Here is a 15,835-nt window from a genome sequence, read left to right as displayed (position 1 = left end):
TCGCAGGTGCCGATGCGCAGGCCGCCGAAGCCGCATTGCGAGTCCACCTGCGATCAATCCGTGCCACGATGGCCCAGCAGTTCGACGATCCAGGAAGTCTCTGGGCCTGAAGAATCAGGCGATCAGTTTGTTCACCTGATGCCCTAGCGTTTCGCTTTCCCCGGTGCCGGACCACGCCCATAGACCGCACCATCTCGCGGGTTGGACGGGGCGAGCAGCTCGGAGACCGTTACAAAGTGGTAGCCCTTGGCGCGCAACCCCTTCAGGATCGCGGGCACCGCTTCGACGGTGCTGGAGTGAATATCGTGCATCAGGACGATCGATCCCGGTCTGGTGTCGCGCAGCGCATTCGACACAACCCTTTTCGCGTCGCGCACCTTCCAATCCAGGGTGTCCACATCCCACAGGATGACTGGAGCTCCAGCGGCCTTCTTGACCGTCGTGTTGGTGGCTCCGTACGGCGGGCGCATGAGCGTGGGCGCCGAACCCGTTGCGTCCTCGACCACCTCCGTGACGCTGCCGATCTCCTTGGCGACGCGATCCGGGGCCAGCGAGGTGAGCACACGGTGGTTCCACGTGTGGTTTCCGATTTCATGTCCCTCGGCCACCATGCGAGCCAGCACCTTCGGTCGCACCTCCGCGTTCGTGCCAACCACAAAGAAGGTTGCCGCCGCATCCGCCTGCTTCAACGCATCCAGCAGCTGTCCCGTCTTCGGGCCCGGCCCGTCGTCAAACGTCAACGCGACGCATTTGACCTTGCGGCAGTCCACGTCCGGGCCGTCAATGTCATGGGCGCCGTCAGCGGGATCCCCGGTTCCGGAGTTGCTGTCCGGGGCCGACGACGAGGGTGAAGGCTGCCGCGCAGGCAAGCCGGTGGGGCGCATCCCGGCATCACGAACTTGCTGGCCAGACACGCTGAGCAGCGGGGTGACCACGGTGCCGGACAGTTTGATGACCACGTTGCCCGCCGAGCTTGCCGCAACTGTGTTTTCACCGAATTCCACCAGCGCGTCACCGGCGGAATCAAAGTTCAGGGATGCCGGCTTCTGCGGATCCACCGTGGAGGCACTCCCTGCACCGATTCCGGGAAATCCGTGCAGGCCATCGCCCACGAGGCCTACAAAATTCTGCCAGGCCGCTGCATCGGCAAAGAGCTCCTGGGTCCCCCGCAACCGTCCCGCACCCAGATCAAACCACTGTGTCAGGTACTCCTTGGAGGATTCGTTGCCCACAACGGTGGAGATACTGAATCTGATGCCGAGCATCGTGCGCGAGGAACCTGTCAGCTCCGGGTCGATGCTCAGCTCCTGAGCCGAGCCCATCCCGGTTGGCTCCTTGCTCGCATTTCCAAGGAACGACGTGATCGTCTCGTCTACGGTTGTCCGTTGCCCGCTCTCCACCTCCGGATGACCGGGAACCGTCAACCACTGTGCGAAGATCCGGTTCACTTCGTCGGTGCGCGAAAGTGTATGGATCCCGGGTACCAAGTCCAGGGACAGTCCCTGCCGCGGGGAAAATTGCGGGGCCTCGGTAACCGGTGCTGACGTTGGTGTCGACTCCGATGCCCCGGTTCCCGGTGCCGCAACCGGCGAGCAACCGCTCAGCATTGCGGTAGCCACCGCCAGTGCCGCAATGCGGTAGGCAAAATCCCTGCGATGGGAACGGGTAAGCAAGCTGGACAAGATGGTGCCTTTCAATCGGAAGCCGACAAGCGGCGGTGAAGCATGAACGAAACGAAGGGAAACTGCGGTTCAGGAACTTGCCAGCGCGCTTGACATCAGTCGTGCGTATTCACGGGTGCCGCGGGGGCCGGGATGGATTCTGTCGCGTGCAAAGTCGTCGAGTTCCGGTGCCAGACCGGCCCAATCAACCAAGTGGACATTTGCGTACTTCGCGGCAGCGCTCCGGTATTTCTCGTTTACCGAGTCGGCCCAATCCCGCGGGGCATGGACAGTGACCAAAAGCAGCTCGCGATCCGGACCAATGACGTCGCGCACCTTCTCCAGCGTGCCCGCCGGAAGGTCGCCGTTGGTCCCCAAACCCAGCACCACCACCCGACGCAACCGATTCGCGTCCCGCAGCCGCTCGAGCTTCTCCGGTGCCTCGCGAATCTGGGCACCCACGGAGGCGTGGATGGAGATGCCCGGAAGTTCCTTCAGCAGTTCCCGGGTGGAGGCGAGCATGACGGAATCGCCCAGTGCCGTGACGTCGCGTCCCGTCGCGTGCGTCCCCTTCTCCGAGGCCGCAGCTTTTCCATCCACTTTGCCGGTGAAGGGCGCAGACTGGGCTTCGGGTGCCGGAGCGATGTCAGGAGTTTCGGCTTGCTCGCCGAGCATTTCCTGCGCCTCCGTCAATTGCCGCTGCAGACTGCTCTGCCCCGGGGAAGTCACCAATACAGTGGCCGCGCACATGGGAATCAGTAGCAGTGCCGCCAACGGCATGATCTGGCCGTAACGGCCAGGCATGCCGGAGAACAGCACCTCTCGACGCTCCTCAACATTCCTTTGCAACGCGCGCAGCGAAGTTCGGAACCCGTCGCGCATGATGGGCTGCTCCACCAGATGCCATGACGCGGCGGCAGCCAGGAACGTCGCTGCGAGGACGCAGAGGGTCGCGGCCGTCGCCGCTCGGGGCGGAAAAAGCACCCCGGCGAGCACCAGGAGCGGCCAATGCCACAGGTACAGGCCGTAGCTGCGATTGCCCATCCACCGCAGATGCTGCTGATTCAAGACCGCGCGCACCAGCGTGTGACGGCGTTCCAGGGACAGAATCATCGCGGCGGCGGCCACGCAAAACAGTGCCATTCCCCCGCGGTAGGCCGCCGCAGAGGTGTCTGGCAAGAGAAACATCGCCACGAGCATTGCCACCAGCAGCAAGCCGACCGCCCACTGCTCCGTGCGGCCGGCGCGCGCCAGTGGGCAGGGCGCCAGCAAGCTCGAACGGGAACTGGCATAGATGGCCGCCGCGGAACCGAAGAGCAGCCCGAATCCGTGGGTCCAGGTACCGAAGTAGAGCGGACTCGCATCCTGCCCCGGGACGAAGGCCCACGCCATGCTTGCCGCCGCGGCAACCCCCAAGATGGCCACGGCGGCAAATAACTTGGTCTTCGTGCGCAGCACGACAACCAGCAGCACCAACACCACGGGCCACAGCAGGTAGAACTGTTCCTCGATGGCGAGGGACCACAGATGCTGGAAGTACGGCGGCTCTGCCGAGGCAAAGTAGCTGTTTCCGGAAGCGATCTGCAGCCAGTTGCTGGTGTAGCTCAACGCACCGAGCCATTGTGCACGCAGACCCGTGGGAAGCTCCCCACCGGCAAGGATCGCCAGGGCCGTGGTGCCCACCAACATCAACAGCATCGCCGGAACCAACCGTCTGGCCCGCCGAATCCAGAATCCACGCAACCCCACGGACAAACCGGCATCCAGACGCCTGAGCAACCCACAGGTGATCAGGTACCCGCTGAGCACAAAGAACAGATCGACGCCGAGGAATCCGCCCGGCAGCACCTGCGGCCACAGGTGATATGCAATCACGGCCAGTACGGCAAGGCCACGCAAGCCATCCAGTGCGGGGTTGCGCGCCGGTGCCGGCGACGAGCCGACAACCCCGGATACGGGGCGGGCAACAATAGCGGGGCTGGAATTCACTGCCTCAATGTTTCCCGAAGAAGGCAACGGTTCACGGCCGGGAACGTCTCGAAGGACACACGGAGTTGTTACACAACCGACAGATTCGGACCGCCATTTGTCACAATTCCTACGCATTGCACCGGGCATAATGGCACTAACCCGCGAATTCCGTCGGGGTCAGCACCCCTGAAAGGAACGCCATGGCTCTACGCCGCGGCCTGGGCATCGTCCTGACCATGGTCCTCTGCGTGATGCTCGGCGCCTGTTCGACGGGCAAGGCCTTGCGCGTGGAGGTGCCGGCCGCGGGCTCGCCCCCGTCGGCGCCGGCAACCAAGCAACGTACCGTCACCACCGAAGAAGCGGAGAGCTGGGAAAAACCATTTGCCCCGGCTCAGATCCGCAGCCTGCTGCTGAACACGGATCTGAGCTCCCTGCGCGCCGACGGCGCTGATCCCACCGAAATCCACGAATATCTCAGCACCTGTGCCCGTTGCGTAATAGCCCTACCCAGCCATGAGGCGGCCGGCGAGCGGTTTCAGGTCTACTCGGTAAGCACCGCCGGGGACAGCTACAGCTTCGCTTCCTTCGTGGTGCGCAACGATGCCGGCACTCCACGCATTGTGTTGGCGGTGGGCGGTTCGGACATCTACCTGATTTCGGGCAGTGACGGAAGCTTGGTGGCGCAGGAATCCATCTACGAACCCCAAGACCCCATGTGCTGCCCCTCTGGATGGTCGGTGCGGCTGTTCCGCTACCAGGATGGTCGTTTCATCGAAGGCGACACGTTTGAGAGTCCCGTCGACTATGCGGAAACCGAAGGAGAGAAATGACGAACACCCCGGGAATCCGGCTCCTCATGATCGAGGATGACGAGGTCATTCGTGAGGCGACCACGATTGGGCTCTCCCGGCTCGGCTATCTGGTGGAAGGCGTCGGCGACGGTCTGGAGGGCCTGGAGCGCCTCAGGGCACAGCATGCCACCGACCCCGTGGATGCGGTGCTGCTCGATGTCATGTTGCCGACCATGAACGGCACCCAGGTATGCCGCGCGTTGCGCCGCTTCAGCAGCGTTCCGGTGATCATGGTCTCCGCACGCGGGGACGGCATCGACATGGTCAACGGGTTGGATGCCGGGGCCGACGACTATCTGGCCAAGCCCTTCGACCTCCAGGTTCTGGATGCACGCCTGCGTGCGGTGCTGCGCCGCACCCGCGAGCTGACTCCTTCCCCGGCGCAGGCCAGGGAGGAAACTCCCAAGCCCCCGGAACGAGGGCTGGATATTGATCCTCACCGGCTCATCGTCACCCTCGATGGCCAGGAGGTGCATCTGACGCCGACGGAGATGCGCATCCTGCTGATCTTGGGCGAGGATCCGGGCAGCGTCGTTTCACGCACGGAAATCCTCACGGAAGTCTGGGGGAACGGCTGGGACAGCGACCACCGGGTCATCGACGTTCACGTCCAGCGCCTTCGCCGCAAGATCGGGGCCGCGCGAGTGGAGACGGTGCGCGGTTTCGGGTATCGGCTACATGGTTGAGCAAGCATGAGCCTGCGGTGGAAAATCACGCTCGTCACCACGGTGTCGGTGTTCATGGCGCTGTTGGTCTCCGCGCTGCTGGTGCGCCAAATGATCAACACCTCGGAGGAGCAGCGGCTGCGTACCGAGGCCACGGCATCCCTGCAGCAGGCGGTGAAAATCCTGGGCGAAACCGGCATCAGCGTGCTCGGCGCAACCGTCAACGATCCGAACCTGCCGAGGCAGGCCCGGGAGGCAGCCCGCTCCGGGGACGTGGTGACGTACCGGGGCACCCTTGAGGGGGTGCCGGTGATCTTTGCTGCCGCGCCCGTCGAGCTCGGATCCCAGCCGGCGGTGCTCTCGCTTTCGGTGTCTTGGGCCAACAGCCTGCAGGTGCGCACGCAGATGGACACCGCCTTGTTCTGGGCGGGAATCGCCACGCTCTTTGTTGTCTCGGCGCTGGGAATCCTGGTCGCTTCGCGTCTGGTGCGGCGGCTGGCGGATGGAGCGCACGCGGCTCGAGCCATCGCCGCAGGGCAACGGCACATCGTGGTGGAGGAAGCCATCGGCCCTCCCTTTGGGGGCAAGGACGAGGTTGACGAATTCGCCGCAGCGGTGGACGTCATGGCCGCGGAACTGACGGCCAAGATCGCGGCGGAGCAACGCTTCACCGCCGACCTGGCACATGAGCTACGCACCCCGTTGACGGGACTGGTCACTGCGGCAAGCCTGCTGCCGCCCTCCCGGCCCACGGAACTGGTGCAGGACCGGGTGGCCAAGCTGCGCACTCTGATCGAGGACCTTCTGGAGGTCTCGCGGCTCGAATCGCGAACGGAATCCGTCGACCTGGCGGCCACCGACCTCGATGCCTGCGTCCGGGGCATCGTCTCCCGGATTCGGGACCACTGCCCCGACCAGTGCGCATCGTTGGTCTTGGAGCTGGACGCCTCGGAATGCGAGGTGTGGCTTGAACCTCGGCGGTTGGAGCGGATCCTCGAAAATCTGCTCCGCAATGCCCTCACGCATGGAGGAGGCCAGGTACTGGTCCGCAGTTCCCCCGGCCGTCTGGAAGTCTTGGACCATGGCGCCGGGTTCCCCGACTCCATCTTGGAGACCGGTCCCGAGCGCTTTGTCTCCAAGGGGGGCGGCATCGGGCTGGGCCTCACCATCGCCTGCGGCCAAGCCGCCGCCATGGGCGCGCAGGTGAAGCTGTCCAACGCCCCGGGCGCCCGGATCACCTTGGACTTCACCGACGCATTACTGCCACGCCCGATCCCCCTGCCGGCGAACCCGTCGTTGACGGCCTAAGGCCTGTGGACTAGGCCCCCAGACGCATCCACTTGTCGTTGCGCACCCGCCATGACAGCGTCGCCGCCCGTGACGCCATGAAGCCGATCCCGAAGGCCACCCAGATCCACGCCACGGCGGAAATCCCGCCATGTTCGAACCGCGTCACGGCGTAGAGCATCGGCAGGTAGACGACGAGGTTGATCATCCCGACAACGGCCAGGTAGCGGGCGTCGCCGGCTCCGATGAGCACGCCGTCGAGCACGAAGACCAGCCCGCAGAGCGGCTGCGCCACCGCAAGGATCCAGATTCCGACCATCGTCGCCTGGCGCACGGAGTCGTCGGTGGTGAAAAGGGCTCCGGCAAACGGTGCGACAACGGCCAGAACCGCACCCGTGACAAGGCCGAAGTAGACGCCCCAGCGGCACATGGTCCTGGTCAACAGGCGCGCCCGCTGCTCATTCGCAGCCCCGAGCTCCTTGCCGATCAGCGCCTGGGCGGCGATGGCCAGCGCATCAAGGGCAAATGCCATGAAAGTGAAGACGGTGAATACCAGCTGGTGTGCCGCGAGCGTGAGCGCGCCCTGCCCGGTGGCGACCCACACCGTCGCGATCAGCGCCAGCCGCAGGCTCAGGGTGCGCAGCATCAGCCACGAGCCGACCTGTCCGGTGCTCAGCACGCCGCGGCCGTGCGGGGCCAGCGACTGGCCGGCCTTGCGGATCCTCGGAACCAACATCCACAGGTACACCACGGCCATGCCCCACTGGGCGATCGAGGTGCCCAGCGCGGCGCCGGCGACCGACATATTGAGCGGGTACACCAGGATGAAGTTCAGGACGATGTTCGCGGCGAATCCGAGTCCCGCAACATAGAGCGGGGTCTTGGTGTCCTGCATGCCCCGCAGCACGCCGGTCGCGGCAAGCACCAGCAGCATCGCCGGGATCCCGAAGGTCGAATACTGGATGTAGTCGACGGCAAACTCGAGCACGGGACCCTGCGCCCCCATGGCAGCTGCCAGGGGCCGGGCGCCGAAGAAGCCGACCAGCGCCAGGACCGCGCCCAGGCCCAGCGCCAGCCAGATGCCGTCGCGTCCCGCCGCCATGGCCTTGCCCGTTTGGCCCGCGCCGATCGCCCGAGCCACCGCAGGCGTCGTCGAGTAGGCCAGGAAAACCATGAGTCCCACAGCGGTTTGCAGCACCGTGGTCCCCAGTCCCGCCCCGGCAAGTTCGTTGATTCTCAGGTGCCCGATGATGGCCGTGTCGGCCAGCAGGAAGAGCGGTTCGGCGATCAGCGCGCCGAGCGCCGGAATGGCGAGCGCCAGGATGGTGCGGCCAAGACCCCTGGAGGACTCGTGGGATGAAACCTTGTTTTTAGCTGCTGAACTCACAGGCCAAGCCTACTGGCGTGGTTCGTCGAAAGGAGTCGCGATCGACCCATTGACACAAATAGGTTTGCGTTACAAACTAGTTTGCAGATCGATCCTCACTTCACCATCCAGCTTTCCCGAAACCCGAAGGACAGGCATCATGGACACCAACTCAACCCCCGCCCCGGAACCGCAGCTGGACCCCCGCGCGGCGCTGGCCTCCATCAACCAGGCCGCGGCCGCCACCCGCGCCTCCATCGAACCCAACACGGCGGCGATCTACTTCGTGTGGGCCGCCGCCTACCTGGCCGGCTACGGCCTGCTGCACGGCGCGGCTTTCGGCTGGCTCCCGCTGGCCTACGGCAGCGCACTGCTCGTCGGCGCCGGCATCCTGTTCGCCGCCGTGGCCTACACCGCGGTCCTCGGCATCCGCTCCGGGTCCGGGATCCGGGGGGATTCGAAGTTCGCTGGTATGGCCTACGGGCTGAGCTGGATGGGCGGCTTCGCCACCGTGGCCGTGTTCTCGATCGCCTTCTCCAAGCTGCTGTCCGGTGGCAACCAGCTGGTCACCGGCTGGCTGATCAACGCCGTGGCCATCCTCGTGGTGGGCATCATGTACATGGCGGGGGCGGCGACGTTCCAAGACCGCCCGATGTTCATCCTGGGCATATGCTTCACTCTGCTGAACATCGCCGGACTCGTCGCCGGGGCTTCGGCATTCATTTCGGTCTTCGCCATCGGCGGCCCGGTCCTCTTCACGGCCGCAGGCATCACCATGTTGGTGCTGCGACGCCGCGACAACGCCGGGGCGGTGAGCTAGGCCATGGCCGAACTCGATCCGGTTATCCACGCAGACGCCCGGCTGCGCGTCATGTCAGCGCTGAACACCCTGGGGCTGAACGAAACCATGTCGTTCCCCAAACTGCGCGAGATCCTGGCCATGACGGCCGGGAACCTCTCCACGCACCTGCGCAAGCTCGAGGACGCGGGCTACATCTCCCAGCAAAAGGTAATCGAAGGGCGCTCCCCCGCCACTTACGTGGGCATCACGCCAGCGGGTGTCGCCGCATTCGATGCCTACAAGAGGCAACTCATGGAGCTGCTCTAGGAGCGCATTACGCGCCCGCCGCCGCGGGTTCGCGATTCCGCAATCCCAGCAGCGCCAACGCAGCAGCCACCAGCAGCAGCGACGAGACGGCAAGGCTCAGCGCGGGCCATCCTCCGGCGTCGAAGGCCAGCCCGATGGCCCAGCCGAAGAGCGAGGACCCACCGTAGTAGGCCAGGTTGTACAGGCTCGCGGCCTGGGCCCTGCCGCCGACGGCCACCAGGGGGATCCATCCGCTGGCCACGGCGTGGGCGGCAAAGAACCCCGCGGTGAACAGCAGCATGCCGAACACCACCGTCGGCAGCCAATCAACGAGGGTGACCAGCAGCCCGGCCAGCATCACGCCGATCGACCCAAGCAGCACCGGCAGCCGCGCGAAGCGCGCCACCAGCATCCCGGATCGGCGCGAGGACCAGGCGCCGGACAGGTAGGCGATGAACACCAAGGAGGCCAGCGAGGCGGGGATCAGGAACGGCGGGGCCTCCAGCCGGAAGCCCAGGTAGTTAAACACCGCCACGAACCCGCCCATGAGCAGGAAGCCCTGGGCGTAGAGCACCAGCAGCGAACCGCTGCGGAGGTTCATCCACAGCTTTTTCCACAGCGGGATCGTGTGCGGGCTGGACCAGGGCACCGGGGTGAACCCCCGCGGTTTGGGTGCGACGGCGATGAAGACCGCCGCGGCGATCGCGGCCATGACGCTCACCACCAGGGTTCCCGCCCGCCAGTTCCAGAACTCGCTCAGCGGGCCGGCGACCAGGCGCCCCGCCAGTCCCCCGAGGCTCGTGCCGGAAATGTAGGTCCCCGCCGCAACCGCCGCATGCAGGTTCGACACCTCCTCGGCCAGGTACGCCAGGGCCACCGCCGGAATCCCGCCCAACGCCAGGCCCTCGACAAAGCGCAGGGTCAACAGCCATTCGAAGCCCGGCGAAAAGGGCACCGCCAACCCCAGGACCACCGCGCAAACCACCGCAATGGTCATGGTGCGCAGCCGGCCCATGCGGTCGGCCAGCAACGACCACACCAACACCGAACAGGCCAGCCCCAGCGTCGCCGAGGAAACGGCCAGCGCGGCCTGCGACTGGCTGATGCCAAGGTCGCGCGCGAGTTCGGGGAGCACGCCCTGGACCGAGTACAACTGAGAAAACGTGGCAACGCCGGCGGCAAAAAGCGCGAGGATCATGCGCTTGTAGCCCCTGGTGCCGTGCATGTGCCCCTGCCACGGCGAATCGCCGTCCCCCTGGATTCCCACGATGTGTTCTTGCTCCTCGACGGGTTACTGCTGGAAGAGCGGCAGCAACGTATAGGAAATGACCAGCGCCACCGAATTGTTGAAAACGTGCAGGACGTACGAATAGGCCAGGGACTTGCCGGTGAGGACGTAGGCGACGGACATCATGATGCCCAGCGTCGTGTAGGGAATGGCAGAGGTGATGTCGAAGGACCCTGCGCCGATGAAATGCAGCCCGGTGAACAGCACCACGGAAATGGCAACGCACACCCACACGTTGATCTTGCGGCTCAGCTTCCCAATGAGCAGGTGCCGGAAAATGTATTCCTCCACGAACGGCCCCAGCAGCGCCGTGACAACGAACATCGTCAGGAACGGCACCGAACGGGTCATGCCCTCGATGGCCAGCTGGTTTTCGCTCTTCACCGGGTTGCCCAGCAGCACCATCACGATCGCCCCGATAATCAGCGTGGCAAACCAGGCACCCGGGACCATCGGGACCTTGACCCACGGGTAGTACTTGAACGTCGCAAACGACTTTCGCAGCGTGTCGGCCCCCATGATGATCGCCGCCGTGAAGAGCACGACGTAGGCAATCAGGTTCACCCCGAAGGTCGCGGCTTCCTGGTCCTTGAACGCCTCGGTGAACCCCGGGATCACGGTCAGCAGGCCCGCACCTCCGAAGATGAACAGCACCAGGTACATGCCAAGGACCGCCCAATCCCCGCGGCGCATCTTGCCCGAATCGAAGACGGGTTGGCGCGTCCGCGGCGCAGGCGGCACGTAGTGGTGCTGGGGGTGCGGTTGATGCATAGCCCCTAGCCTATCGAGCCAAGCTGTACGTGGGCGCCGGCGCCGCCGCGGCGCTATTCGATCTTGAGGCCCAGCTCGCCGGCCAGGATCGGGGCCAGGTCCATGAGCTGCTCGTAGGTGACGGTCGCGCCCTTCAGCGAGGAAATGCCCGAAAGCGTGCGCAGCCGGGCCCCGCGCAGGTCCACGTCCTTGAGCTTGGCCCCGTTGAGCACCAGGGTGTCGATCGTGCAGTCGATGAAGGAAACGCGCTCCAGGCTTGCGGTGCCGGCATCGAGTTCCTCGATGTGCACGTCGCGGAACATCACGTCCTTGATCTTGGCGCGGCGCAGGTTCAGGTAGCCGAGCTTGGCGCGCTCGAAAAGCACCGAGCGGAAGGTCGCGCCGTAGAGTTCGGCCGAACCGATGCGCCCGCCGACGACGGCGGTGTTCCACCAACCCGATTCGGGGGCCTCGAGCACCGGTGCGTTGATCTCCTCGATGCGGCAGTCCCCGAAGGTCACCCGGGCCATCGGTGCGCCCTGCAGCGCGACGGAACGGAAGATGCATTCCGTGAAGACGGTGTCCTCGAGGTCGACCCCGTCGGCGTCGTCCGAGTCGAAGAGCAGCCCCTCGGCACGCCCGTCGATATCCAGCCCGGTCAGGTCGCCCGATCCCTGTGTGGTTGGTTCCTTAAAGGCAGGCAGACGGGGTGCTTTCACGGGTGCAGACATGGGCATTAGTTTATGCCGCCCCGGAGTGCCTGCGCCGACACGGGGCGCGTTGCATTTCTCACCCGTCGGCGGCTTGACGAATCGGGGGTCGGCGCCTCTCATCCCGGATGGCAACGCAAAGGGGGCGGAACCGGCACCCGGGTTTCGGGAATGAGTTTCATTCCTTCCGCCCCTGCACAGGTTCCGCCCCCTTGGTGGCTACGGCTTGGTGTCCACGGCCGCGCTGTCCGGATGTCCGCTAGCTGGTCGCTCCCGGGCTCGGCTCGTCCTCCGGTGCCAGCACGCCCTCCAGGGGTGCGCCACCGGTGGCATGCACGGCGTCGTCCTCCACCGGGCCGGCGAATTGCGACTGGTACAGGCGGTAGTAGGCGCCGCGGACCGCGAGCAGTTCGCTGTGGTTGCCCTGCTCGACGATCTTGCCGTCCTCCATCACCAGAATGGTGTCGGCATCGCGGATGGTGGAGAGGCGGTGCGCGATCACGAAGCTGGTCCGGTCGCTGCGCAGCGCCGCCATGGCGTGCTGCACCAGCAGCTCGGTGCGGGTGTCGACGCTCGAGGTCGCCTCGTCCAGGATCAGCAGCGACGGGTTGGCAACGAATGCGCGGGCGATGGTGATCAACTGCTTCTCGCCGGCCGACACGTTGGTGCCTTCTTCGTCGATGACCGTCTCGTAGCCGTCGGGCAGCGCACGGACGAACCTGTCCACGAAGGTCGCCTTGGCCGCTGCCATGACCTCGGCATCGGTCGCGTCAAGGCGACCGTAGCGGATGTTCTCCATGATGGTTCCGCCGAAGAGCCAGGCGTCCTGCAACACCATGCCGACCTTGGAACGCAGGTCCGCGCGCGAAATCGCGGTCACGTCCACGCCGTCCAGGGTGATCCGCCCGGAGTTGAGCTCGTAGAAGCGCATGACCAGGTTCACCAGCGTGGTCTTGCCCGCGCCTGTGGGCCCCACGATGGCCACGGTGTGGCCCGGGTGCGCCTCGAAGGACAGGTCCTCGATCAGCGGCTTGTCCGGCGAGTAGGAGAAGCTGACGTTCTCGAACTCGACGTGGCCGTCGGTGCGGGCCGGCAGCTTGTCGGTGACGGTGTCCGGGTCCTGTTCCTCGGCATCCAGCAGCTCGAAGGTGCGCTCCGCGGAGGCCACGCCGGACTGCAGCATGTTGGCCATGCCGGCCATCTGGCCCAGCGGCTGGGTGAACTCGCGGGAGTACTGGATGAATGCGGTGGCATCGCCGAGGCTCATCTGGCCCGAGGCCACGCGCAGCCCGCCGACGACGGCGATGCCGACGTAGGCCAGGTAGGAAACGAAGTTCATGACCGGGAAGATCATGCCGGAAACGAACTGGGCCCCGAAGGATGCCTTGTAGAGTTCGTCGTTCTTCTCGTGGAAGCGGTCGAGCATGTCCTTCTCGCGGCCGAAGACCTTCATGAGGTCGTGGCCGGAGAAGGATTCCTCGATCTGCCCGTTCAGGGCGCCGGTGTTCTTCCACTGCGCGGTGAACAGTCCCTGCGCGCGGGAGCCGATGACGCCCGCGGCAACCGCGGAGAGCGGCAGTGCGATCAACGCGATCAGCGCCATCTGCCAGGAGACGATGAACATCATGATGACGATGCCCACGACCGTGAGCAGCGACTGCACCAGCTGGCTGACTGCCTGCTGCAGCGCGTTCTGGATGTTGTCCACGTCGTTTGTCACGCGGGAGAGCAGGTCCCCGCGCTGGCGGGTGTCGAAGTAGTTCAACGGCAACTTGTTGAGCTTGTCCTCGACGTCCTTGCGCAGCTTGTAGACGACCTTCATGACCAGGCGGTTCAGCAGCCAGCCCTGCGCCCACATGAACAACGAGGAGACGAAGTACATGGCCAGCACAATGAGGATGTAGCGGCTGAGCAGGGGGAAGTCGATGCCAAGCCCGGGGACCAGGTTCATCTTGGACATCATGTCCGCGAGGTCGTTCTGGCCCGATTGGCGCAGGCCCTCGACTACCTGGTCGACGGGGACGTTGGGATCCATCTTCTTGCTGAAGGCGCCGGCGAAGATGACGTCCATGGCCTTGCCCAGGATCTTCGGGGCAATGACCGAGAGCACGACGCCCGCGGCGACGAGCAGGAGCACCAGGCTCATGCCGGCCTTTTGCGGGGCCAGCAGGCCGATCAGGCGCTTGGCCGACGGCCAGAAGTTCTTGGCCTTGCGGACGGGCACCGAGTCGCCGAACATGTCGGAGGATCCGGCGGTGTCGAACTCGTCGATCTCGTCGGTTGTTTCAACCGCCGGTGCGGCGTTTTCCTTGGTACGTTTTGCCATTTAGGCCACCTCCTCCGCTGCCAGCTGCGATGTCACGATTTCTTGGTAGGTTTCCGAGGACTCAAGCAGTTCCTCGTGGGTTCCGCGGGCGACGATTTCGCCGTGGTCCAGCACCAGGATCTGGTTGGCCCCGATGATCGTGGAGACGCGCTGGGCAACGATGATGACCGCCGCGTCCTTGGTTGGCTCTTCCAGCGCGGCACGCAGCCGCGCGTCGGTCGTCACGTCAAGAGCCGAGAACGAATCGTCAAAGAGGTAGATCTCCGGCTTTGCCGCAAGCGCACGGGCAATGCACAAACGCTGGCGCTGGCCGCCGGAAACGTTGGTGCCGCCCTGCGAAATCCGGCCTTCCAGGCCGTCCTCGCGCGCGGAGACAAACTCGTGGGCCTGGGCCACGTCGAGCGCTTCCCAGAGTTCCTCGTCGGTGGCCGCATCTGCACCGAAACGCAGGTTGCTCGCGACGGTTCCGGAGAACAGGTACGGGCGCTGCGGGACGGTGGCGACGCTGTTGGACAGCTGGGCGCGGGTCAGTTCGGTGACGGGTGCACCGCCGACCAGCACCTGGCCTTCGCCAGCGTCGTAGAGCCGCGGAATCAGGTTCAGCAGGGTGGACTTGCCGGAACCCGTCGATCCGATGATTGCCGTGGTTTCGCCGCGCTTGGCGGTGAAGGACACGTTGTTGAGCACCGGGGCCTCGGCACCCGGGTAGCCGAAGGTCACGTTGCGGAATTCAACGGTTCCCGGGGCGGACATGTCCGTGACGTGGTCGGTCTGGTCCGTCAGGCTCGGTTCCAGGGTGACGACCTCGTTGATGCGCTCTGCGCACACGATGGCGCGCGGGATCATCATGGCCATGAAGGTGCCCATCATGACTGCCATGAGGATCTGGAGGAGGTATTGCAGGAAGGCGGTGAGAGCGCCGATTTCCATGCCGTTGTTTTCCACGCGGTGGCCGCCGAACCAGAGGACGGAGGCCGTGGCGATGTGCAGGATCATGCCGATCAGCGGGAACATCAGCACAAAGAGGTTGCCGACCTTCACTCCGATGCGGGTGAGCTTGGCGTTGGCGTCCTCGAAACGTTCGGTTTCGTGGGGTTCGCGCACGAAGGCGCGCACCACGCGGATGCCGGTGATCTGCTCACGCAGCACACCGTTGATGCCGTCGATGCGGTCCTGCATCTGGCGGAAGAGCGGCATCAGGAAGTACACGAGCGTGCCGACCACGGCGATGAGTACGGGCACCGAGACCCACACCAACCAGGAGAGGCCAACATCTTCGCGCACGGCCATGATGATGCCACCGATGCACATGATCGGTGCCGAAACCATGAAGTTCAGCCCCATGAGCACGAGCATCTGCACCTGCTGCACGTCGTTGGTGCCTCGGGTGATCAGGGTTGCGGCGCCGAACTTGTTGACGTCCTGCGCGGAGAACGAGGTGACGGATTCAAACACGGAGTGGCGAAGGTCCCGGCCGATGGCCATGGCCGTTTTCGCGCCGAAATAGACTGCGGCAATGGCCGTGAAGACCTGCACGAAGGCGACCGCGAGCATGACGCCGCCGGTGCGCCAGATGAAGTCGGTGTCGCCCTTGACCACGCCGGTGTCAATGATGCGCGCGTTGAGGCTTGGCAGGTACAAAGTGGCGATCGTTGTTGCCAGCTGGAAGAACAGGACGGCCACGATCCACCCGGTATAGGGCTTTGAATATCTGAGTATGAGTTTTAAGAGCATCTGGTTGGGTGTCCTCAGGGTGTTAGCTTCACAGAGGTCCGGTGATTCCGGGCTTTGAAAAGCGGCTCGACGATGGTTTTCGGCCGAAGCATTGGCCACTCTACACTCGATCGACCACGCGTTGACCCTCCCTGGGAGT

Annotated in this window: 13 protein-coding genes; 5 read left to right on the top strand and 8 right to left on the bottom strand. The window is 64.9% G+C overall.

Going from position 1 to position 15,835, the window contains the following annotated elements; translation table 11 throughout:
• Nucleotides 1-143: 143 nt before the first annotated feature.
• A complete protein-coding gene (locus tag ACIQLF_RS01065; protein ID WP_400293735.1) occupies nucleotides 144-1,322 on the bottom strand; it encodes a polysaccharide deacetylase family protein in 1,179 nt (392 codons plus the stop codon).
• A gap of 429 nt (nucleotides 1,323-1,751) precedes the next feature.
• Complete coding sequence (locus ACIQLF_RS01060) at nucleotides 1,752-3,650, bottom strand: acyltransferase family protein (RefSeq protein ID WP_400293734.1); 1,899 nt, start codon at nucleotides 3,648-3,650, stop codon at nucleotides 1,752-1,754.
• Nucleotides 3,651-3,832: 182 nt separating this feature from the next.
• Between ACIQLF_RS01060 and ACIQLF_RS01055 the strand changes: the two genes are divergently transcribed.
• The 3 genes from ACIQLF_RS01055 to ACIQLF_RS01045 are packed head-to-tail and all read left to right on the top strand — an operon-like array spanning nucleotide 3,833 to nucleotide 6,456.
• Nucleotides 3,833-4,462, top strand: a complete 630-nt coding sequence (locus ACIQLF_RS01055) for a hypothetical protein (protein ID WP_400293733.1) — start codon at nucleotides 3,833-3,835, stop codon at nucleotides 4,460-4,462.
• A complete protein-coding gene (locus tag ACIQLF_RS01050; protein WP_400293732.1) occupies nucleotides 4,459-5,169 on the top strand; it encodes a response regulator transcription factor in 711 nt (236 codons plus the stop codon). The genes ACIQLF_RS01055 and ACIQLF_RS01050 overlap by 4 nt, the downstream gene beginning before the upstream one ends.
• A gap of 6 nt (nucleotides 5,170-5,175) precedes the next feature.
• The gene (locus ACIQLF_RS01045) at nucleotides 5,176-6,456 is read left to right on the top strand and encodes a sensor histidine kinase (protein ID WP_400293731.1); all 1,281 of its coding nucleotides are present in this window, start codon (nucleotides 5,176-5,178) and stop codon (nucleotides 6,454-6,456) included.
• Between the two features lie 10 nt (nucleotides 6,457-6,466).
• On the opposite strand, the gene ACIQLF_RS01040 is transcribed toward ACIQLF_RS01045, so the two are convergent.
• Nucleotides 6,467-7,822, bottom strand: a complete 1,356-nt coding sequence (locus tag ACIQLF_RS01040) for an MATE family efflux transporter (protein WP_400293730.1) — start codon at nucleotides 7,820-7,822, stop codon at nucleotides 6,467-6,469.
• A gap of 139 nt (nucleotides 7,823-7,961) precedes the next feature.
• On the opposite strand from ACIQLF_RS01040, the gene ACIQLF_RS01035 reads away from it, so the two are divergent.
• Nucleotides 7,962-8,621, top strand: coding sequence for a hypothetical protein (locus tag ACIQLF_RS01035; protein WP_400293729.1), 660 nt, complete (start codon nucleotides 7,962-7,964; stop codon nucleotides 8,619-8,621).
• Nucleotides 8,622-8,624: 3 nt separating this feature from the next.
• Nucleotides 8,625-8,909, top strand: a complete 285-nt coding sequence (locus ACIQLF_RS01030; protein WP_400293728.1) for a transcriptional regulator — start codon at nucleotides 8,625-8,627, stop codon at nucleotides 8,907-8,909.
• Between the two features lie 7 nt (nucleotides 8,910-8,916).
• Here ACIQLF_RS01030 and ACIQLF_RS01025 read toward each other — a convergent pair whose 3' ends face one another.
• The 5 genes from ACIQLF_RS01025 to ACIQLF_RS01005 all read right to left on the bottom strand — a co-directional run bounded on the left by ACIQLF_RS01025 (nucleotide 8,917) and on the right by ACIQLF_RS01005 (nucleotide 15,696).
• Nucleotides 8,917-10,155, bottom strand: a complete 1,239-nt coding sequence (locus tag ACIQLF_RS01025; protein WP_400293727.1) for an MFS transporter — start codon at nucleotides 10,153-10,155, stop codon at nucleotides 8,917-8,919.
• Between the two features lie 24 nt (nucleotides 10,156-10,179).
• The gene (locus tag ACIQLF_RS01020) at nucleotides 10,180-10,947 is read right to left on the bottom strand and encodes a type II CAAX prenyl endopeptidase Rce1 family protein (RefSeq protein ID WP_400293726.1); all 768 of its coding nucleotides are present in this window, start codon (nucleotides 10,945-10,947) and stop codon (nucleotides 10,180-10,182) included.
• Nucleotides 10,948-11,000: 53 nt separating this feature from the next.
• Entirely contained in the window at nucleotides 11,001-11,657 is a 657-nt protein-coding gene (locus tag ACIQLF_RS01015; RefSeq protein WP_400293725.1) for a pentapeptide repeat-containing protein, read from the bottom strand.
• 238 nt (nucleotides 11,658-11,895) lie between these two features.
• Nucleotides 11,896-13,875: an ABC transporter ATP-binding protein gene (locus tag ACIQLF_RS01010; RefSeq protein ID WP_400294987.1), complete on the bottom strand. Its 1,980-nt coding sequence runs from the start codon at nucleotides 13,873-13,875 to the stop codon at nucleotides 11,896-11,898.
• Between the two features lie 87 nt (nucleotides 13,876-13,962).
• A complete protein-coding gene (locus tag ACIQLF_RS01005) occupies nucleotides 13,963-15,696 on the bottom strand; it encodes an ABC transporter ATP-binding protein (RefSeq protein ID WP_400293724.1) in 1,734 nt (577 codons plus the stop codon).
• Between the last annotated feature and the right edge of the window lie 139 nt (nucleotides 15,697-15,835).

Source organism: Paeniglutamicibacter sp. NPDC091659, assembly GCF_044756805.1.
Classification (GTDB): Bacteria; Actinomycetota; Actinomycetes; order Actinomycetales; family Micrococcaceae; genus Paeniglutamicibacter.
Note: the sequence above shows the minus strand (reverse complement) of the source record. Positions and strands in the feature narration are given on the sequence as shown.

Bases quoted from the DNA above. Each gene is read 5' to 3' on its own strand.
- ACIQLF_RS01045 (WP_400293731.1), top strand. From the start codon at position 5,176: ATGAGCCTGCGGTGGAAAATCACGCTCGTCACCACGGTGTCGGTGTTC.
- ACIQLF_RS01015 (WP_400293725.1), bottom strand. From the start codon at position 11,657: ATGTCTGCACCCGTGAAAGCACCCCGTCTGCCTGCCTTTAAGGAACCA.
- ACIQLF_RS01055 (WP_400293733.1), top strand. From the start codon at position 3,833: ATGGCTCTACGCCGCGGCCTGGGCATCGTCCTGACCATGGTCCTCTGC.
- ACIQLF_RS01010 (WP_400294987.1), bottom strand. From the start codon at position 13,875: ATGTTCGGCGACTCGGTGCCCGTCCGCAAGGCCAAGAACTTCTGGCCG.
- ACIQLF_RS01005 (WP_400293724.1), bottom strand. From the start codon at position 15,696: ATGCTCTTAAAACTCATACTCAGATATTCAAAGCCCTATACCGGGTGG.
- ACIQLF_RS01020 (WP_400293726.1), bottom strand. From the start codon at position 10,947: ATGCATCAACCGCACCCCCAGCACCACTACGTGCCGCCTGCGCCGCGG.
- ACIQLF_RS01065 (WP_400293735.1), bottom strand. From the start codon at position 1,322: ATGGGCTCGGCTCAGGAGCTGAGCATCGACCCGGAGCTGACAGGTTCC.
- ACIQLF_RS01050 (WP_400293732.1), top strand. From the start codon at position 4,459: ATGACGAACACCCCGGGAATCCGGCTCCTCATGATCGAGGATGACGAG.
- ACIQLF_RS01030 (WP_400293728.1), top strand. From the start codon at position 8,625: ATGGCCGAACTCGATCCGGTTATCCACGCAGACGCCCGGCTGCGCGTC.
- ACIQLF_RS01035 (WP_400293729.1), top strand. From the start codon at position 7,962: ATGGACACCAACTCAACCCCCGCCCCGGAACCGCAGCTGGACCCCCGC.